16 protein-coding genes are annotated in these 18,580 nt (G+C 68.5%); 10 read left to right on the forward strand and 6 right to left on the reverse strand.

Translation table 11 applies throughout. The features are described from left to right. Window positions 1-78: 78 nt before the first annotated feature. From AC3A6G_RS04210 to AC3A6G_RS04230, 5 genes are all read left to right on the forward strand, one after another. Window positions 79-744, forward strand: a complete 666-nt coding sequence (locus AC3A6G_RS04210) for a GntR family transcriptional regulator (RefSeq protein ID WP_487873143.1) — start codon at window positions 79-81, stop codon at window positions 742-744. Continuing rightward, window positions 741-1,691, forward strand: a complete 951-nt coding sequence (gene puuE, locus AC3A6G_RS04215) for an allantoinase PuuE (RefSeq protein WP_487864132.1) — start codon at window positions 741-743, stop codon at window positions 1,689-1,691. Before AC3A6G_RS04210 ends, puuE begins: the two co-directional genes overlap by 4 nt. Then, window positions 1,691-3,469, forward strand: a complete 1,779-nt coding sequence (uraD, locus tag AC3A6G_RS04220; RefSeq protein WP_487873256.1) for a 2-oxo-4-hydroxy-4-carboxy-5-ureidoimidazoline decarboxylase — start codon at window positions 1,691-1,693, stop codon at window positions 3,467-3,469. The genes puuE and uraD overlap by 1 nt, the downstream gene beginning before the upstream one ends. A 20-nt stretch (window positions 3,470-3,489) precedes the next feature. Then, entirely contained in the window at window positions 3,490-4,716 is a 1,227-nt protein-coding gene (locus AC3A6G_RS04225) for a M20 family metallopeptidase (RefSeq protein ID WP_487873144.1), read from the forward strand. A gap of 61 nt (window positions 4,717-4,777) precedes the next feature. Beyond that, a complete protein-coding gene (locus AC3A6G_RS04230; protein ID WP_487858381.1) occupies window positions 4,778-5,662 on the forward strand; it encodes an alpha/beta fold hydrolase in 885 nt (294 codons plus the stop codon). Between the two features lie 264 nt (window positions 5,663-5,926). Here the strand turns inward: AC3A6G_RS04230 and AC3A6G_RS04235 are convergent, their stop codons facing one another. Together AC3A6G_RS04235 and AC3A6G_RS04240 are read right to left on the reverse strand one after the other, a co-directional pair. Further along, complete coding sequence (locus AC3A6G_RS04235) at window positions 5,927-7,222, reverse strand: aminotransferase class V-fold PLP-dependent enzyme (protein WP_487873145.1); 1,296 nt, start codon at window positions 7,220-7,222, stop codon at window positions 5,927-5,929. Between the two features lie 2 nt (window positions 7,223-7,224). Beyond that, window positions 7,225-8,118, reverse strand: coding sequence for an amino acid ABC transporter substrate-binding protein (locus tag AC3A6G_RS04240; protein WP_487873146.1), 894 nt, complete (start codon window positions 8,116-8,118; stop codon window positions 7,225-7,227). A gap of 122 nt (window positions 8,119-8,240) precedes the next feature. On the opposite strand from AC3A6G_RS04240, the gene AC3A6G_RS04245 reads away from it, so the two are divergent. From AC3A6G_RS04245 to AC3A6G_RS04255, 3 genes are all read left to right on the forward strand, one after another. Further along, a complete protein-coding gene (locus AC3A6G_RS04245; RefSeq protein WP_487873257.1) occupies window positions 8,241-9,170 on the forward strand; it encodes a LysR family transcriptional regulator in 930 nt (309 codons plus the stop codon). After that, window positions 9,167-9,652, forward strand: coding sequence for an SET domain-containing protein (locus AC3A6G_RS04250; protein WP_487858385.1), 486 nt, complete (start codon window positions 9,167-9,169; stop codon window positions 9,650-9,652). Before AC3A6G_RS04245 ends, AC3A6G_RS04250 begins: the two co-directional genes overlap by 4 nt. A 151-nt stretch (window positions 9,653-9,803) precedes the next feature. Beyond that, the gene (locus AC3A6G_RS04255; protein ID WP_487873147.1) at window positions 9,804-11,039 is read left to right on the forward strand and encodes an MFS transporter; all 1,236 of its coding nucleotides are present in this window, start codon (window positions 9,804-9,806) and stop codon (window positions 11,037-11,039) included. A 4-nt stretch (window positions 11,040-11,043) separates the two neighbouring features. Here the strand turns inward: AC3A6G_RS04255 and AC3A6G_RS04260 are convergent, their stop codons facing one another. The 3 genes from AC3A6G_RS04260 to AC3A6G_RS04270 are packed head-to-tail and all read right to left on the reverse strand — an operon-like array spanning window position 11,044 to window position 14,119. Continuing rightward, window positions 11,044-12,303 carry an AI-2E family transporter gene (locus AC3A6G_RS04260; protein ID WP_487858387.1) on the reverse strand — a complete coding sequence of 420 codons (1,260 nt, stop codon included), beginning with the start codon at window positions 12,301-12,303 and terminating at the stop codon, window positions 11,044-11,046. Beyond that, window positions 12,300-13,049 (reverse strand): LytR/AlgR family response regulator transcription factor, encoded by a 750-nt coding sequence (locus AC3A6G_RS04265; protein ID WP_487858388.1) that lies wholly within the window; start codon window positions 13,047-13,049, stop codon window positions 12,300-12,302. Before AC3A6G_RS04265 ends, AC3A6G_RS04260 begins: the two co-directional genes overlap by 4 nt. After that, window positions 13,046-14,119 (reverse strand): sensor histidine kinase, encoded by a 1,074-nt coding sequence (locus tag AC3A6G_RS04270; protein ID WP_487858389.1) that lies wholly within the window; start codon window positions 14,117-14,119, stop codon window positions 13,046-13,048. Before AC3A6G_RS04270 ends, AC3A6G_RS04265 begins: the two co-directional genes overlap by 4 nt. Window positions 14,120-14,167: 48 nt before the next feature. Between AC3A6G_RS04270 and argH the strand changes: the two genes are divergently transcribed. Together argH and AC3A6G_RS04280 are read left to right on the forward strand one after the other, a co-directional pair. Then, window positions 14,168-15,565 (forward strand): argininosuccinate lyase, encoded by a 1,398-nt coding sequence (gene argH / locus AC3A6G_RS04275; RefSeq protein WP_487858390.1) that lies wholly within the window; start codon window positions 14,168-14,170, stop codon window positions 15,563-15,565. 16 nt (window positions 15,566-15,581) lie between these two features. Next, entirely contained in the window at window positions 15,582-17,072 is a 1,491-nt protein-coding gene (locus AC3A6G_RS04280; RefSeq protein ID WP_487858391.1) for a rhomboid family intramembrane serine protease, read from the forward strand. 18 nt (window positions 17,073-17,090) lie between these two features. Here the strand turns inward: AC3A6G_RS04280 and AC3A6G_RS04285 are convergent, their stop codons facing one another. Next, window positions 17,091-18,419 (reverse strand): tetratricopeptide repeat protein, encoded by a 1,329-nt coding sequence (locus tag AC3A6G_RS04285; RefSeq protein ID WP_487858392.1) that lies wholly within the window; start codon window positions 18,417-18,419, stop codon window positions 17,091-17,093. Between the last annotated feature and the right edge of the window lie 161 nt (window positions 18,420-18,580).

An 18,580-nucleotide genomic window follows, 5' to 3' on the forward strand; every position in this document is an offset into this window, starting at 1 on the left:
CCTTGGAAAGAAAGGCTGCGGGAAATTCCGGTGGACAAAAGTGTATACAGTTAATGTCTTTGGGTCTATCATGAAAACATGGAGTCCTCCACCACCCGCTCGATCGTCAACGCGCTGACCAAGGCGATCGTCGAGCACCGGCTGCAGCCCGGCACCAAGCTGGCCGAGCAGAAGCTGGCCGACCATTTCGGCGTGTCGCGCACGCTGGTGCGCCAGGCGCTGTTCCAGCTGTCGCAGAACAAGCTGATCCGCCTCGAGCCCGCGCGCGGCGCCTTCGTGGCCGCGCCCGCGGTCGACGAGGCGCGGCAGGTCTTCAAGGTGCGGCGCATGCTCGAGGCCGAGATGACGCGCGAGTTCGTGCGCACCGTCACGCCGGCCAAGATCAAGGCGCTCAAGGAACACGTGGCGCTCGAGAAATCGGCCGTCTCGGGCGATGACGTCTCGGGCCGCAACGAGCTGCTCGGCGACTTCCACGTGCGCATGGCCGAGCTCATGGGCAACCAGGTGCTGGCGCAGATCCTCGGCGAGCTGATCTCGCGCTGCGCGCTCATCACGCTGATGTACCAGAGCACCAGCGCGGCCGCCCATTCGAACGACGAGCATGCCGACATCGTGAAGGCGCTGGCCGCGCGCGACGAGGAGCGCGCGGTGCGCCTCATGACCGAGCACCTGGAGCACGTCGAGGCCAACCTCACCTTCGACCGCAAGGTTCCCACCAACGACATTTCCCTCGCCCTCACATGACCGTCTACGACACCACCCTGCCCTATCCGCGCGACCTCGTCGGCTATGGCCGCAACCCGCCGCACGCCCAATGGCCGGGCCAGGCGCGCGTCGCGGTGCAGTTCGTCCTCAACTACGAGGAAGGCGGCGAGAACGCCACGCTGCACGGCGATGCGGGCTCCGAGCAGTTCCTCTCCGAGATGTTCAATCCGGCGAGCTTTCCGGACCGCCACATCAGCATGGAAGGCATCTACGAGTACGGCTCGCGCGTGGGCGTGTGGCGCATCCTGCGCGAGTTCGAGAAGCGCGGCCTGCCGCTCACGGTGTTCGGCGTGGGCATGGCGCTCGAGCGTTTCCCCGAGCTGACCGCGGCCTTTAAGGAACTGGGCCACGAGATCGCCTGCCACGGCTGGCGCTGGATCCATTACCAGAACATCGACGAGGCCACCGAGCGCGAACACATGCGCCTGGGCATGGAAGCGATCGAGAAGCTCACGGGCGAGCGGGCCCTGGGTTGGTACACCGGCCGCGACAGCCCGCGCACGCGCCGCCTGGTGGCCGACTACGGCGGCTTCGAGTACGACAGCGACTACTACGGCGACGACCTGCCGTTCTGGATGAAGGTGCAGAAGACCGACGGCAGCGTGGTGCCGCAACTCATCGTGCCCTACACGCTCGACTGCAACGACATGCGCTTCGCGCTGCCGCAGGGCTATTCGCATGCCGACCCGTTCTTCCAATACCTGAAGGACAGCTTCGACGCGCTCTATGCCGAAGGCGACGAGGCGCCGAAGATGATGAGCATCGGCATGCACTGCCGCCTGCTCGGCCGGCCGGGCCGCATCGTGGCGCTGCAGCGTTTTCTCGACCACATCGCGCAGCACGACCGCGTCTGGGTCTGCCGCCGCATCGACATCGCGCGCCACTGGAAAGAGGCGCACCCCTTCGAATCCGGAGCCGCATCATGATGAGCCTCACCATCGACCAACTCAACGCGGCCACGGCCGACGAAGCCGTCGCACTGCTGGACGGCACCTACGAGCATTCGCCGTGGATCGCGCGCATGGCCATGGCGGCGCGGCCGTTCCGCTCGCTCGCGCACCTGAAGCATGCGCTCGCGCAGGCAGTGAACGGTGCCACGCGCGACGAGAAGCTGGGCCTCGTGCGCGCCCACCCCGAGCTGGCCGGAAAGGCGATGGTGAGCAAGACGCTCACCGCTGAATCGACGAACGAACAAGGCAAGGCCGGGCTCACCGACTGCACGCCCGAAGAGTTCGCAAGGATCCAGCAGCTCAATGCCGACTACAACACCAAGTTCGGCTTTCCGTTCATCCTGGCGGTGCGCGGCCCACGTGGCACCGGCCTCGGCAAGCGCGAGATCATCGAGACCTTCGAGCGCCGGCTGCACAACCATCCGGGCTTCGAACTCGCCGAGGCGCTGCGCAACATTCACCGCATCGCCGAGATCCGGCTCAACGACAAGTTCGCAACCGAGCCCCAGATCGGCAACATGGTGTGGGACTGGCACGAAGCGCTGGCAGTGCACAGCGATCCGGGCTATGCCGAGAAGGGCCAGCTCACCGTCACCTACCTGACCGACGCGCACCGCGCCTGCGCCGCGCAGATCGCGCGCGAGATGCGCGACTGCGGCTTCGACTCGGTCGAGATCGACGCGGTCGGCAACGTGGTCGGCCGCTACGAAGGCGCAACCCCGGGCGCCAAGGCGTTGCTGACCGGCTCGCACTACGACACGGTGCGCAACGGCGGCAAGTACGACGGCCGGCTCGGCATCTTCGTGCCGATGGCCTGCGTGCGCGAGCTCAAGCGCCAGAACCGCCGCCTGCCGTTCGCTTTTGAAGTGGTGGGCTTCGCCGAGGAGGAAGGCCAGCGCTACAAGGCCACCTTCCTCGGCTCGGGCGCGCTCATCGGCCACTTCGATGCGGCCTGGCTCGACCAGAAGGACGCCGACGGCATCACGATGCGCGAGGCGCGCCTGCATGCGGGCCTGCGCGAGGAAGACATCCCGAAGATCCGGCGCGATGCCTCGAAGTACCTCGGCTTCGTCGAGGTGCACATCGAGCAGGGGCCGGTGCTCAACGAGCTCGACATCCCGCTGGGCATCGTCACCTCGATCAACGGCGGCGTGCGCTACGTCGGCGAGGTGATCGGCACCGCCAGCCACGCCGGCACCACGCCGATGGACCGCCGCCACGATGCCGCGGCCGCGGTGGCCGAGCTGATCCTGCGCGCCGAGGAGCGCGCTGCGAAGGACGGCGACTCGGTCGCCACGGTCGGCATGCTCGAGGTGCCCGGCGGCTCGATCAACGTGGTGCCCGGACGCTGCAAGTTCAGCCTCGACATCCGCGCGCCCAACGACCCGCAGCGCGACGCCGTGGTGCGCGACGTGCTCGACGCGCTGCAGCAGGTGGCCGAACGCCGCGGCGTGCGCTACACGCTCGAGGAGGCGATGCGTGCCGCCGCCGCCCCGAGCGCGCCCGAATGGCAGCGGCGCTGGGAAGAGGCCGTGGCTGCGCTCGGCGTGCCGCTCTACCGCATGCCCAGCGGCGCCGGCCACGATGCGATGAAGCTGCACGAGGTGATGCCGCAGGCCATGCTGTTCGTGCGCGGCATCAATTCGGGCATCAGCCACAACCCGCTCGAATCGAGCACCAACGACGACATCGAGCTGGCCGTGCGGGCGTTCCAGAACCTGCTGGACAACCTCGCCGCCGAACAGCCCCACTGATTCACCGAAGAAGAACCGACATGACCGACTACGCCAAGCTCGACGCCTGGATCGACGCCCACTTCGACGAGGAAGTGAAGTTCCTCCAGCAACTGGTGCAGGTACCGACCGACACCCCACCCGGCAACAACGCGCCGCATGCCGAGCGCACCGCCGAGCTGCTCGAGGGCTTCGGCCTCGCGGCCGAGAAGCATGCCGTGCCGGCGCAGGAAGTGAAGGACTACGGCCTCGAATCGATCACCAACCTGATCGTGCGCCGGCGTTACGGCGACGGTGGCCGCACCGTGGCGCTCAATGCGCACGGCGACGTGGTGCCGCCGGGCGAAGGCTGGACGCACGACCCCTACGGCGGCGAGATCGAAGGCGGCGCGCTCTACGGCCGCGCCGCCGCGGTCAGCAAGAGCGACTTCGCGAGCTTCACCTTCGCGCTGCGCGCCCTCGAGGCGGTGGCCCGGCCCGCCAAGGGCAGCGTCGAGCTGCACTTCACCTACGACGAGGAATTCGGCGGCATCCTCGGCCCGGGCTGGCTGCTCAAGAACGGCCTCACCAAGCCCGACCTGATGATCGCGGCCGGCTTCAGCTACGAAGTGGTCACGGCCCACAACGGCTGCCTGCAGATGGAAGTGACGGTGCACGGCAAGATGGCCCATGCGGCCATTCCGGCCACCGGCGTCGACGCGCTGCAGGGCGCCGTGAAGATCCTCAACGCGCTCTACGCGCAGAACGCGCTCTACCGCCAGGTCACGTCGAAGGTCGAGGGCATCACGCACCCGTACCTCAATGTCGGGCGCATCGAAGGCGGCACCAACACCAACGTCGTGCCCGGCAAGGTGGTCTTCAAGCTCGACCGCCGCATGATCCCCGAAGAGAACCCGGTCGAGGTCGAGGCCGCGATCCGCAAGGTCATCGCCGATGCCGCGGCCGAGAGCGAAGGCATCACGGTCGAGATCAAGCGCCTGCTGCTCGCCAATTCGATGAAGCCGCTCGCGGGCAACAAGCCGCTGGTCGACGCGATCCAGAAGCACGGCGGCGAACTGTTCGGTGAGCTGGTCAGGGCCATGGGCACGCCGCTCTACACCGACGTGCGCCTCTACGGCGAGGCCGGCATCCCGGGCGTGATCTACGGCGCCGGTCCGCGCACGGTGCTCGAATCGCACGCCAAGCGCAGCGACGAGCGCGTGGTGCTCGAGGACCTGCGCCGCGCCACCAAGGTGATCGCGCGGACGCTCGCCGACCTTCTGGCCTGACCGACGCGGCGCGTCAAACACCGCCTACAACCGCGCCCGCACCGGCATGCAGCATGGCTGCATGACCGAACACGCCGACACGCATCCGGTCGCACACCGCTTCACCGAGGTGAACGGCATGCGGATCTTCTACCGCGAGGCTGGCCCGCGCGACGCGCCGGTGCTGCTGCTGCCGCACGGCTACCCGTGCTCGTCGTTTCAGTTCCGCCGCCTCATGCCGGCGCTGGCCGACCGCCGGCGACTGGTGGCGCCCGACTTTCCCGGCTTCGGGCTCAGCGACACGCCCGACGCCCGCAGCTTCGGCTACGACTTCGATGCGTATGCGGCCTTCCTCGACGCCTTCCGTGACCGGCTCGGCATCGACCACCATGCGATTTGGCTGCACGACTACGGCTCCCAGATCGGCCTGCGCCTTGCGATCCGCGACCCCGCGCGCATCAGGGGGCTGCTCATCCAGAACGGCGACATCTACGAAGACACGCTCGGCCCCAAGTACGAGGCCATCCAGGCGTTCTGGCGCGACCCCTCGCCCGAGCACCGCGCGGTGCTCGAGGAGGCCGTGAGCGAGGAAGGTTTCCGCGCCGAGTTCGTCGGCGAGGTGCCCGAGGCGCAGGCGGCGCAGATCCCGCCCGACCTGTGGAAGCTGCACTGGCCGCTGATGGACACGCCCGAGCGCCGCGAGCTCGCGCGCCGGCTCATGGAAGGCCTGAAAGAAAACCTCGAATGGTTCCCGCGCTACCAGGCCTACCTGCGCGATCACCAGCCGCCGACGCTGATCGTCTGGGGGCCGAACGACGGCTACATGCCCGAGGCCTCGGGGCGCGCCTACCTGCGCGACCTGCCGAAGGCCGAACTCGTGATGACCGACGGCGGGCATTGGCTGCTCGAGACGCATCTCCAACAGGTGGCGCCGGTGGTGCGGCGCTTTCTCTCGGCGCTCGGCTAGGGCCTGTTCACCCTATTTACGGGGTCGCGAAGTCATGCCAAAGCGGACAAATCAAGGCGCACGACGCAGTGTGTGCGTCGGCATACACAAGGCGTGCAACGCGGAGTTGGCCGCTTTGGCATGCCTTCCCTCCGGGTTGGCCCGCATTGGGGCCGTCTGCGGCGTTGCCCGCGCTTGCAATGCTTCAGCATTGCTGCGCGCGGGCGCCTTGCAGCCAGCCCCAATGCGGGCCAACGCGATCCCCGTAAATAGGGTGAACAGGCCCTAAGCCGCAGCCGACTTGGCGATCTCCTGCGTGACGCGCAGGAATTTCTCCATGTCCGCGACCGAGTGGCAGTGCAGCGGCGAGACGCGCACCGTGCCCTCGAGGCCGAAGGCGTCGAGCATGCGCTTCGAGTAGATGCTGCTCGCCACGCGCTCGTACACCGTGACGCCGCGCTGACCATACTCGACCACGGCCTGCGCGCAGTCGATGCGGTCAAAGCCGATGCCGATGATCAGGTCGCGCTTCGTGAGGTCCGGATGGTCGAGGAAGACCTTGACGCCGACCATGCGGCGCAGCCCCGGTGTGGCCTCTGTCCCGTCGAGCAGCGCAGCGAGCAGCGCCCGCTCGTGCAGCTCGATGTGCGCGATGCCGGCGGCAAACAACGCCCGCCGCTCATTGGCCTGCGAGAAATGGCCACCGAGCCAGCAGACGTAGTCGACGACCTCGGTTAGCACGGCGAACTGCCAGGGCGCGGAGCTGCCGAGGTCCCAGAAATCGGGCTTCTTGCCCGCGAGCTTGTGGTGCGGCAGCCGCGCCGCACGGTCCGACACCCACGACAGGCCCGAGCCACGGCAGCCGAAGAACTTGTAGGGCGCGATGTTGATGCCGTCCACCGGCGTCTTCTGCAGGTCGATGAGCCCGTGCGGCGCGTGCTGCACGGCGTCGACCAGGATGTAGAGGTCGGGCTTGATCTCGCGGGCGCGCTGCACGATCCGTTCGAGATCGAGCTTGGCCCCCGAGATGTTCGATGCATGGATCACGTTGAGCAGGCTCGTGTCCTTGTCGATGTGCCGCACGATCTCGTCGACGTCGACGCCGCCGGTCTCGCGGTTGCTGCGGGCCACGCGCAGTTCGCGGCCGCACTTCTGCGCATAGAGGCTCATCGCATCGAAGGCCGACGGATGCTCGAGCACCGTGGTGACCATGTTCGTGCCCGGCACGTTCTCGGCCACGGCGCGCACCATGTCGAACATCGCGCCCGACGCGGTCAGCGACGCATAGACGCTGCCGCCTTCGGCATTGAGCACGGTGCGCAGGTCGTCCGCGCCGCGGGCCTGGACCTGCTGCAGCTCGATCGCCGTGGCGTGCATGCGCTCGGTGTTGTCGGGCACCGCATCGATGGCGGCGAAGCGTTCGGCCGCGGCCTTCAGGCGGAACGAGCCGCCCGCGTTGTCGAAGTACAGCCGCTCGCGGCCGTGGTGGTCGCGGTCGACGTGCAGGAAGCGCGCCTTCACCTCGCGCATCAGCGCATCCGAAAACGCGAACCCGTTCGGGCGGATGGCATCGGACGGCATCCTCACACGCCCTTGTTGTTCGGGTTGCGGTAGACCTCGCGCACGGCATCGGACATCGGGAAGTTCAGGTTCACGTTGCGCGGCGGAATCGGCGACATGAACCACTTGGCATAGAGCTTCTCGATCGCGCCCGACTTCATCATCGCGGTCATGGCCTCGTCGACGATGGCCTTGAACTCGGGGTCGCCCTTGCGCATCATGATGCCGTAGGGCTCCTGGCGCAGCACGTCCTTCAGCAGCTTGTAGTCGGCCGGATTGGGCTGGTTGGCGACCAGGCCCGCGAGCTGCACGTCGTCGAGCACGTAGGCCACCGCGCGGTCGCTCGACAGCAGCAGGAAGCCGTCCGCCGTGTCCTTGCCCGCGATCTCCTGCACCTCGATGTTCTCGGTCTTGCGGAAGCCGCGCAGCAGCTGCATCGAGGTGCTGCCGGCCACGGTGGCCACGGTCTTGCCCTGCAGGTCGGCGATGGAGTCGATGCCCGAGCTCTTCTTGACCACGGCCGTGATGTTGGTCACGAAGTGGCTCGGCGCGAAGTCGACCTGCTGCTGGCGCTGCACCGTGTTGGTGGTGGTCGCGCAGTCGAGGTCGACCGTGCCGTTCTGCACCAGCGGGATGCGGTTGGTCGAAGTGAGCATCGTGTAGCGCACCTCGATCTTCGGCAGGCCGAGCTTCGCCTTGATCGCCTCGACCACCTGCAGGCAGATGTCGTTCGTGAAGCCCATCGGCGCGCTCTCGGAGCCGGCTTTGTACGAGAACGGGAGCTGCGTGTCACGGCTGCCGATCTGCACCACGCCGCTTTCCTTGATCTTGCGCAGCGTGGGGCTCTCCTGGGCCGCCGCGGCGCCGCAGAGCAATGCAGCGGAGGCCGCCAGCGCGAGGGACAGTTTGAGGTTCATTCGAAAGTCTCCTTGGAGGATGAGGCAAGCCCATCTTCGGCGCCGCTTCAAATTTCCAAAAGCGATTTTTTGTGATCGAATCACATGAATAAAGCGACTCAGTCGAGGACTTACACACCGTGATGACATTCAAGCAGCTCGAAGCCCTCTACTGGATCGCCAAGCTCGGCGGCTTCGCGCAGGCGGCCAACCAGCTGCACACCACGCAGTCGGCCGTTTCCAAGCGGGTGCACGAACTAGAGCAGCTGTTCGACACGGCGCTGTTCGACCGCAGCCAGCGCAGCGCGCGGCTCACCGAGAAGGGCGAGGAGATGTTCGTGCTCGCGGGCCGCCTGCTCGAGCAGCGCGACGCCGCCGTCGAGCAGTTCGGCAAGCCCGGCGTGGTGCAGCGCCGGCTGCGCATCGGCGTCACCGAGCTCACCGCGATGACCTGGCTGCCGCGGCTCGTGGGGCTGATCCAGCGCCACTACCCCAAGGTGATCCTCGCGCCCGACGTGGACGACAGCCTGCAGTTGCGCGACAAGCTGCTGGCCGACGAGCTCGACCTCGCGATCGTGCCCCACACCTTTGCCGATTCACGCATGCAGACCAAGGTCATCGGCCAGGTGCGGAGTGCCTGGATGTGCAAGCCCGGCGTGGTGCCGGCCACCGGCCCGGTCCGCCTGCACGAGCTCGCGCGCCATCGCATGCTGGTGCAGGGCAGCAACTCGGGCACCGGCCGCGCCTACGACGCCTGGATGAAGGAACAGGGCGTGCAGCCGGCCGAAAGCATCGTGGTGAGCAACCTCGTCGCCCTCACGGGCCTCACGGTGTCCGGGCTCGGCGTGAGCTACCTGCCGCGCCAGAGCCTCGAGCCGCTGGTGTCGGCCGGCATGCTCGCGGTGATCGACGTGGTGCCCGCCCTGCCCCTGGTGCGCTACGTCGCGATGCACAAGGGCGAGCACCGCAGCGCGCTGACCTCGTCGATCGTCATGCTGGCGCAGGAATGCTGCGACTTCACGCGCATGTTCCAGGCGCAGGCGGCCGAGGCGCCGGCACAATCGTCGGCATGAAATCGCGCAAGCAGACCTCTTCCACGCCCTATATCCGCGTCGGGCCCAGCGGCGTGCACGGGCTCGGTGCCTTCGCGGCCTGCGACCTGCCCGCCCAAGCGTTCCTCGGCCTCTACGAAGGCCGGCGCTACTCGCCGCAGGACATCGCCGCAAGAAAGTGGGACGACCAGCTCACCTACCTCTTCAAGCTCTCCAACGACGAAACCATCGACGGCGCCAAGGGCGGCAACGGCACGCGCCACCTGAACCATGCCTGCGATCCCAATTGCGAGGCCGTCGAGGAATACGACGAGGCCGGCGAACTGCTGCTGAAGTTCCAGACGCTGGTGCCGGTGGACGAAGGCGAAGAACTCTTCATCGACTACGCATTGAGCGCCGACGACGGCTCGACGCCCGACCAGTACCCCTGCCGCTGCGGCTCGCCCCTCTGCCGCGGGACCATGCTGTCGGAGCCAGCGGAGCCGGTGGAGCGCGAGGGATGAAAAAGGCCCATTGTTCGTCCACAGGAAACTGACTACTGCCGGCAGGCCCCTTTGTGCAAGGCCTGCCAACTCCGACACTGGGCGGCCCTTCACAAGAACACGCCATCGGCCCGGCACGCGCCCGGCCGATGCGATTCGAGGACCGCCCTTCATGATGAATCCACCCAGCAGCAATCCCTGCATCGACGACCTCGCGCCCGAGCCCGCGACGACGAGCCGCTCCGCGTGGCTCGCGGTCGGCTCCATTGCCGTCGGCACCTTCGCGATGGTGTCGACCGAGTTCATGCCGATCGGCCTGCTGACGGACATCGGGCGCGGACTCGGCGTGTCCGACGGCACGGCGGGCCTGATGATCACCATGCCCGGCGTGCTTGCCGCGCTGGCCGGTCCGGCGCTGATCGTGGCCTCGGGTCGGCTCGACCGGCGTACCGTGCTGATCGCGCTCACGGTCCTGCTGATCGCGTCGAACCTGCTTGCCGCGTTCGCGCCCAACTTCGCGACCATGCTGGTCGCGCGGCTGATGCTCGGCCTGGCGGTGGGCGGCTTCTGGACCTTTGCGCCCGCGGCCGCCACGCAGCTGGTGCCCGCGGCCTCGAAGGCGCGCGCCATGTCGCTGGTGCTGGCCGGCGTGTCGGCGGCCACGGTGCTCGGCGTGCCCGCGGGCTCGTGGCTCGGCACGATGTTCGGCTGGCGCGCCTCGTTCGCCGTGACCGGCGCGCTGGCCGCCGCCGTGCTGCTGGTGCAGCTGTGGCTGCTGCCGGCCATTCCGCCGCAGCGTGCCATCGGCGCGCGCGACCTGCTCACGCCGCTCACGCGCCGCATGGCGCAGGTCGGGCTGCTCACGGTGCTGTTCTTCATCGCCGGCCACTTCGCGGCCTACACCTACCTGAAGCCGCTGCTGCAGCAGGTGTTCGGCCTGCCCGCGCATGCCGTCTCGACGCTGCTGCTGGTCTACGGCGCGGTCGGCTTCGTCGGCACCTTCCTCGGCGGCAGCCTGGTGGCGCGCAGCGTGCGCGGCACCACCCTGCTGGCGGCACTGATGCTCGCCACGGCGCTGCTGTTGTCGACCCAGATCGGCACCGGCATGGTGGCCGGCGCGGTCGTGGTGGTGATCTGGGGCGTGGCCTTCGGCCTGATCCCGGTGGCGCTCACCGGCTGGATGATGGAAGCGGTGCCCGACGCGCAGGAAGCCGGCCAGGCCCTGCTGGTGACGGGCTTCCAGGTGGCGATCGCCGCGGGCGCGCTGATGGGCGGCGTGATGGTCGACGGCTACGGCATCGCGAGCGCGATGGTGCTCAGCGGGGTGCTGGTGCTGGTGGCGGCGCTGGTCGTGGCCACCCTGGGGCGTGCGCGCGGCGGCGTGCCGATGGGCGTGATGCCGGAATGAGGTCCTAGTCGCCGAGCAGCTCCCCGATCGGCTGCAGGTCCTCGACCCGGTCGCAGATCGACTTGATCACCATCGTGATCGGAATCCCCAGCAGCAGGCCCCAGATGCCCCAGAGCCAGCCCCAGAAGATCACGCCGACGAACACGGCCACCGGGTTCATGCGGCTGGTGCGGCTCGTGAGCCAGGGCACCAGCAGGTTGCCGACGACGGTGTGGATCAACAGCGAGGTGCCGGCCACCGCGAGCGCCATCTCGATGGTGTTGAACTGCAGAAACGCGACCAGGCCGGCCGCGCCCATGACGATCACCGAGCCGATGTAGGGGATGAGGTTCGTCACCGCGGCCACGATGCCCCAGACGGCCGCGTTCTCGAGCCCCAGCGCCCAGAAAGAGAGCCCGGTTGCCACGCCCACGAGCGCGCTCGTGGCAATCTGAACCAGCAGGTAGCGCTCGATGTTGCGCGTGATGTCGTCCAGCACGTGCACCGTGATCTTCTTCTTCTGCAGGCTCGGTCCGGTGATCTTGATCAGCTTGCGCCGGAAGGTGTTGCCCGAGCACAGCGCGAAGAAGGTCAGGAAGGCCACGAGCGTGAACTGCCCCGCGGCCGAGAGCAGCCCCACGGTGCCGCTCCAGAGGTAGTCGCGCACGTTGAAGGGCGGCCGCTCGACCACCACGCGCGCCACGCCGCGCCGGGCCAGCGCGCGCGAGTTCTCCTCGGCGGCGCGCTCGAGCTGCGACGCCGCCTGCTGCACGTTGTCGAGCGGGTTGGTGTTGGCGCTCCTGTTGGAGGTGCGTGCGACCTGGCGCAGCTTCTGCGCCGCGACCGGCAGCGAATCGACCAGCTGCGAGGCGCTGCCCGAAAGCGAATAGCCGGTCCAGCCCAGCCCCCCGAAGAGCCCCAGCAGGATCACGGTGGCGCCGATCCAGCGCGGCAGCTTCCAGTGCTCGAGCCGGTCGACCAGCGGCGACAGCGCATAGCTCAGCAGCAGGCTCAGCATCAGCGGAATGAACACCGCCGCGGCCCAGCGCAGCGCGAACACGCTGGCAAGCACCGCGAGCACGACCAGCGAGGCACTGCGCACGTCGACCGGCATGTGCAGCATCAGCCGGTTGGGTTCCGGCTCGGGCAGCAGTTCGGGCGGCAGCGCGCCGGCCGGAGGCTTCGCCTCGGGGTCGGGCGGCAGCTCGGGCGGCTGTTCGGCGGGCTGCGGCCGAGACGGGGCTTTCGGCAACGCGTCGGCGGCCGGGTTGTGGTTGTCGGTCATCGTGTTTTTTCCTTCAGGACATCGCGCACGGCAGGCAGTTGCCGCCGCGACACGGCGACCGGCTCGGGAACGGCCTCGAGCCGCAGCGCCCAGCCTTCGGCGTCTTCGCCGTCGTCGTATTTCTCGAGCGCGCGGATGGCCGCGCGGGCCACCAGCGCATTGCGGTGCACGCGCAGGAAGCGCTCGGGGTAGCGCTCCTCGAACTCGTTGAGCGAGCCGTCGAGGATGTGGCTGCGCGTGGCGGTGCGCACCGTGAGGTACTTGTGTTCCGACTTCAAATAGAGCACCTCGGCGAGCGGCACCCGCTCGGTGCGGCCGCGGTCCTGGATCAGCAGGCTCTCCTGCAACGCGCTGGCCCGCAACGCACCCCGCTCCTTCAGAAAGCGCTCGGCCTTCTGCAGCGCCTGCTGCAGGCGCTCGGCGCGCACCGGCTTGGTCAGGTAGTCGACCGCATCGAGATCGAAGGCCGTGACCGCATGCGCCGCATGCGCTGTGACGAACACCACGGCCGGCGCGTCGTCACGCTGGCGCAACGCGCGCGCCACCTCGATGCCGTCGATACCGGGCATGTGCACGTCGAGCAGCACCAGGTCGAGCGGCAGTTGCGCCAGGTGCTGCTGCGCCTCGGCGCCCTGCGCCGCCTCGGCCACCACCTCGGCCGCGGGCGAGCGGCAGTCGCGCAACAGGGTGCGAAGGCGCGATCGCGCCAGGGCTTCGTCGTCGACGATCAGGGTCTTGAGGGTCATGGTTCGGCAGGAATGGCAATGCGCACGCGGTAGTTCTTCTGGTCCATGCCGGCGCTGAACTGCATCTGCATGTCGTGCAGCAGGCGCAGCCGGTCGCGCACGTTGGCCAGCGCAATGCCATGCCCGCGCGGCAGCGGCTCGTCGGCCCAGCGCAGCGGCGGCAGGCTGTTGACCACCTCGATCACCACCACGTCGCCGCGGCGCTCGGTGCGGATGCGCAGCCTGGCGCCATCGGGGCTGGGCTCCACGCCGTGCTTGATGGCGTTTTCGACCAGTGGCTGCAGCAGCAGGGGCGGCAGGCGCGCGCTGCTGGCGGCGGCATCGAGGTCCCAGCGGATGCGCAGCCGGTCGCCGAAACGCACCTGCTCGATCGCCAGGTAGCGCTCGGCCAGCGCGATCTCGTCGGCCAGCGTGCCCGATTCGCCCGGATCGGCCAGCGCCTGGCGAAACAGCTCGGCCAGGTCCTCGAGCATGGCCTCGGCCTTGGCAGGTTCCTCGCGCACCAGCGCGATGGCGCTGTTGAGCGTGTTGAACAGGAAGTGCGGCCGGATGCGCGACTGCAGCTCCTCGAGCCGTGCGGTGGTGGCGGCCGGCGTCTGGCCGCGCGCACGCAGCACCATCGCCGCCATGACGAGCACGGCGATGAAGGCACCCGCCACCGCGCTCGCGAGCCATGGCGCGGCGCCGAGCACGCCGGTGAGCCGCAGCAGGCCGCACCCGTAAAGCGCGGAGACGGCGCCGAGCGCGGCGCCCGCCACATATTGGGCCTGTTCCGGCAACCGCCCGAGCGGCGACTTGAGCCCGCAGGCCGCCACCAGCCAGAGCAGCGTGGCCGGCAGCGCGCCACCCGTGCTGGTGGCGGTCTGCACCAGCCATTCGGACGGCGACGACGACACGAAAAGCGCGGCCGTCGCCACCAGCGCCTCGACGAAAAGCACCGTGCGCAGCACCACGCCGATCTGGCAGGCGTCGAAGAGCCCGCGGCCGCTGCGCGAGGTCGAACGCCCTCTTTCCGGCGAAGCCGGCGGCTTGGACGCGGAGGTGGCCGATAAAATCGCCGGGTTGCGCATCACTGATACGTTGGGTAACCAACCATTATTGCCTCTGGCAGGCCTCCCATGACTCAAAACCAACTCGACAAGAAATCCGAAGCCTGGTCGGCCCTGTTCTCCGAACCCATGAGCGACCTCGTGAAGCGCTATACCGCCAGCGTGTTCTTCGACAAGCGGCTGTGGCAGGCCGACATCGAAGGTTCGCTGGCGCACGCCGGCATGCTCGCTGCCCAGGACATCATCAGCAAGCAGGACCACGCCGAGATCGCGCGTGGGATGGCGCAGATCCGCGATGAAATCGAATCGGGCGCCTTCGAGTGGAAACTCGACCTCGAGGACGTGCACCTCAACATCGAGGCCCGCCTGACCCAGCTGGTGGGCGACGCCGGCAAGCGCCTGCACACCGGCCGCAGCCGCAACGACCAGGTCGCGACCGACGTGCGCCTGTGGCTGCGCGGCGAGATCGACCTGATCGCCGAACTGCTGGTGGCGCTGCAGCTGGCGCTGGTCGACATCGCCGAGAAGAACGTCGAGGTGATCCTGCCGGGCTTCACCCACCTGCAGGTGGCCCAGCCCGTGAGCTTCGGCCACCACATGCTGGCCTACGTGGAAATGTTCAGCCGCGACGCCGAGCGGCTGCAGGACGTGCGCAAGCGCGTGAACCGCCTGCCGCTGGGCGCCGCCGCCCTGGCCGGCACCAGCTACCCGCTCGACCGCGAGCTGGTCGCCCGCACGCTCCAGATGGACGGCGTGTGCCAGAACAGCCTGGACGCCGTGAGCGACCGCGACTTCGCGATCGAGTTCACCGCCGCGGCCAGCCTGTGCATGGTGCACATCAGCCGCATGAGCGAGGAACTCATCCTCTGGATGAGCCAGAACTTCGGCTTCATCCAGATCGCCGACCGCTTCACGACCGGCAGTTCGATCATGCCGCAGAAGAAGAACCCCGACGTGCCCGAGCTCGCGCGCGGCAAGACCGGCCGCGTGGTCGGCCACCTGATGGCGCTGATCACGCTCATGAAGGGCCAGCCGCTCGCCTACAACAAGGACAACCAGGAAGACAAGGAGCCGCTGTTCGACACCGTCGACACGCTCAAGGACACGCTGCGCATCTTTGCCGAGATGATCGGCGGCATCACCGTGAAGCCCGAGGCCATGGAGGCCGCCGCGCTGCGCGGCTACGCCACCGCCACCGACCTGGCCGACTACCTCGTGAAGAAGGGCCTGCCCTTTCGCGACGCGCACGAGATCGTGGCCCATGCGGTCAAGGCCGCCACCTCGCACAAGGTCGATCTGGCGGAACTGCCGCTGGCCGTGCTGCAGCAGTTCAACCCGGCAATCGAGAAGGACGTGTACGACGTGCTGAGCCTGCGCGGCTCGCTCAATGCGCGCAACATCCTCGGCGGCACCGCGCCGGCGCAGGTCAAGGCGCAGATCGCGCGCCACAGAAAACGACTGGCCTGAGCGTCAGGGGCGGCGCTTGTTCTACGCCATCCCGCTCGAGAACCGGCCGAGCTGGCGCCATCCGCCGTGGATGACGGTGCTGCTGATCCTCGTGAACATGGCCGTGTTCTGGGGGCCGCAGCGCAGCGAGGAAAAAGCCGAGCAGCGTGCGGCCCACTACTACGTGAACAGCGTGCTGCCCGCGCTGGAGCTGCCGCCCTTCGTGGCATGGCTCGAAAACACCGAGCCTGAGCGCGGCAAGCTCGCCCGGCGCATGCTGCCGCACGACGAAGCCCACGCGCAATTGCTCGCGGCCCTGCAAAACGACCGCGAGTTCCTGCGCAAGCTGCGGGCCGACGAGGTCATCACGCCCGCGAACCCGCGCTTCGATGAATGGAAGCACGAGCGCGCGCAGTACCAGGCGATGCGGCCCGCGCCGTTCACCACGCGCTGGGCCCAGGACTATGCCGAAGGCGCCGCCGCCAAGCCCTGGACCTGGCTCACGGCCGCGTTCCTGCACGGCAGCACCGGGCACCTGCTGGGCAACATGCTGTTCCTCTTCCTGTTCGGCTTCTCGGTCGAGCTGGCGCTGGGGCGCGGCACCTACCTGGCCTTCTACCTGCTCGGCGCGGTCGGCGCCTCCGCGCTGGCCGGCTGGGCCTATGCGGGGCAGCTCAACCACGGCGTGGGCGCCTCGGGCGCGATCTCGGCGCTCATGGGCATGTACGCGGTGATGTACCGGCTGCGGCGCATCCGCTTCTTCTACCAGCTGTTCTTCTATTTCAACTACGTCACCGCGCCGGCCCTGCTGCTGCTGCCGGCCTGGGTCGCGAACGAGCTGCTGCAGCATTGGGTTGGCGGCCAGGGCATTGCCTACATGGCGCACCTCGGCGGCCTTCTGACCGGGGCGGCGCTGATGGCCGGGGCCATGGCGCTCGGCCGCGTCAAGTCGCCCGACGCGGTGGCCGCCGAAACGGCGCGGAATGGCGACGACGACGGCAAGGACTTCGCGCGCCACGTGGCCGCGGCGCGGCGGCTGGGCGCCGAGATGAAGTTCGATGCCGCCACCGCGGCATGGCGCGCCGCCGCACAATTGCGCCCGCGCGACGCCGACACGCTGCGCGCCTGGTTCAACACGGCGCGGCTGCAGCCCGCGAGCGACGACTTCCACCAGGCCGCGCGCCGCATCTTCCGCCTGCCCGCCACCGACCCCGACACGCTGGCGCTGCAGCACGCCAGCTACCGCAGCTACCTCGACCAGGCCAAGCCGGGGATGCGCCTGCGGCCCGACGACATGGCCCGGCTCGCGCGCCGCTTCACGCGTGCGGGGCAGTTCGAGGATGCCGACACGCTGTGCCGCGTGCTGCTGAAGACCGCGCCCGCACACCCCGAACTGGCCGACACGCTTTCGGTCTGCGCCAACGGGCTGCTGCATGCGGGCGAGCGCGAGATGGCGCGTGACTGGCTGCCGCACCTGCTGCGGCTGGCACCCAACGACATGGTGACGCGCGCGCTCGAGCGCGCGTAGACCCCGGCCGCCGAACCCTCAGGCGACAGGCCGCAGCAGCCAGCGCACTTCCTGCGTCTCGGCACTCTCCGGATAGCGCGATTCGAGCGTCGCGAGGATCGGCTGCGCCATGTCGGTGCGGCCGAGCCCCTGCACCAGCACCCGCGCCGCGAGTTCGTAGGCCTGCGGGATCGCCGCGTCGCCGCGGAAGCGCCGGTCGAAACCCGACAGCAGCGCGAGCGCGCCGTGTGCATCGCCGTTGCGCCATTCGGCGCGGGCCAGCGTCATCACCGTGACGGAGTCGTCGAGCGCAAAACCCTTGTCCTTCTCGCGGCAAGCCTTGAAGACCTTCAGCGCCTCGGAGGCCAGGTCGCGCCGCATCAGCAGCGCGATGAAGCGCCGCGCATGGTCGAGCAGCGTGGCCGCCTTGTCGGGCACGAGCAGCAGCACGCGGTGGTAGCGCCGGTGCGCCGCCAGGTCGTCGGCCGCTGCCGTGCGCTGCGCTTCGTAGGCCACGCCGAGCGCGCCGGGCAGGTCGCCATCGGTCACCAATTGCGCCACCTCGGCGTCGGTGCGCTGCGCGGCGATCTGCTCGGGCGTGCGGCGGTCTGCCGGCGCGCCGTCGTCGCGTCCACCGCCGGGCAGCAGGTCAATGCCGAAGGCATCGTGGTGCTGGTACATCACGTAGCCGAGCAGGCTCGCCATCACCCAGCCGAAATAGATGAACGCGAAATTGGCGATCGGCAGCACGATCAAGCCATCGATCACCGGCAGCAGCAAACCGATCGCGATCTGCGCACCCGAGCTCAGCAAGAACAGGAAGAAGCACAGCAGCGCGTACGGCCAGCCGATGATGCGCATCGCATCCATGATGTGGCCGGGATTCATGGCCTGGAAGAAGCTGGCCGACTGCACCAGCACGATCACCGCGGCCGGAAAGGTGAACGACACGACGAACAGCGCCACGGTGCCGAGCACCGGCTCGAACCAGGCGAGCCAGCCGATCACCGCGCCCTGCACCAGCGAGATGGCGAACAGCTTCCATGGCAGATGGGTCCAGTCGGGGTCGAGTGCGCGCGGAAAGTCGGCCGAGCGCCAGATGCCCTGCGCGCCGAGCGCCGTGACCTTGAAGCCGTAGCGGCTGGCCGCCAGCACGATGCCAAGCTCGATGACGAGCAGCGACAGCGCGGAGGGCAGGATCGGAACCAGCTGAAAAAGCATGCTGCTGAACGCGAGGAGCAGCCCGTAGCCCAGCGGCCGCAGCTGGAACGGAAACGCGAAGAAGCTGTTGAGCCGATGCCAGAAAGGCGGCGGCAGCGCCGGCGATTCGCCGGCGGCAGTGGTGGTGTGGGTGGCGGTCGCGCGCACGATGCCCGCCCGCTACGGCGCGCCCACGCAGGGCGTGCGCACGATCGCAATTTTCTTCATTCCTCGTTCGCACGCGCTGGTGCGCCCCGCTCCTCGTTTGGGGGCGGAGTATACGTGTCCGAAATGTTTCCTAGCGCGGCAAGCGAGGCCCGGCGGGGGCT

It is taken from the genome of Variovorax sp. Soil_C_26, assembly GCF_057657075.1.

Bases quoted from the DNA above. Each gene is read 5' to 3' on its own strand.
- AC3A6G_RS04240 (WP_487873146.1), bottom strand. From the start codon at position 8,118: ATGAACCTCAAACTGTCCCTCGCGCTGGCGGCCTCCGCTGCATTGCTC.
- AC3A6G_RS04250 (WP_487858385.1), top strand. From the start codon at position 9,167: ATGAAATCGCGCAAGCAGACCTCTTCCACGCCCTATATCCGCGTCGGG.
- argH (WP_487858390.1), top strand. From the start codon at position 14,168: ATGACTCAAAACCAACTCGACAAGAAATCCGAAGCCTGGTCGGCCCTG.
- uraD (WP_487873256.1), top strand. From the start codon at position 1,691: ATGAGCCTCACCATCGACCAACTCAACGCGGCCACGGCCGACGAAGCC.
- AC3A6G_RS04270 (WP_487858389.1), bottom strand. From the start codon at position 14,119: ATGCGCAACCCGGCGATTTTATCGGCCACCTCCGCGTCCAAGCCGCCG.
- AC3A6G_RS04245 (WP_487873257.1), top strand. From the start codon at position 8,241: ATGACATTCAAGCAGCTCGAAGCCCTCTACTGGATCGCCAAGCTCGGC.
- AC3A6G_RS04225 (WP_487873144.1), top strand. From the start codon at position 3,490: ATGACCGACTACGCCAAGCTCGACGCCTGGATCGACGCCCACTTCGAC.
- AC3A6G_RS04260 (WP_487858387.1), bottom strand. From the start codon at position 12,303: ATGACCGACAACCACAACCCGGCCGCCGACGCGTTGCCGAAAGCCCCG.
- AC3A6G_RS04230 (WP_487858381.1), top strand. From the start codon at position 4,778: ATGACCGAACACGCCGACACGCATCCGGTCGCACACCGCTTCACCGAG.
- AC3A6G_RS04255 (WP_487873147.1), top strand. From the start codon at position 9,804: ATGATGAATCCACCCAGCAGCAATCCCTGCATCGACGACCTCGCGCCC.
- puuE (WP_487864132.1), top strand. From the start codon at position 741: ATGACCGTCTACGACACCACCCTGCCCTATCCGCGCGACCTCGTCGGC.
- AC3A6G_RS04265 (WP_487858388.1), bottom strand. From the start codon at position 13,049: ATGACCCTCAAGACCCTGATCGTCGACGACGAAGCCCTGGCGCGATCG.
- AC3A6G_RS04235 (WP_487873145.1), bottom strand. From the start codon at position 7,222: ATGCCGTCCGATGCCATCCGCCCGAACGGGTTCGCGTTTTCGGATGCG.
- AC3A6G_RS04210 (WP_487873143.1), top strand. From the start codon at position 79: ATGGAGTCCTCCACCACCCGCTCGATCGTCAACGCGCTGACCAAGGCG.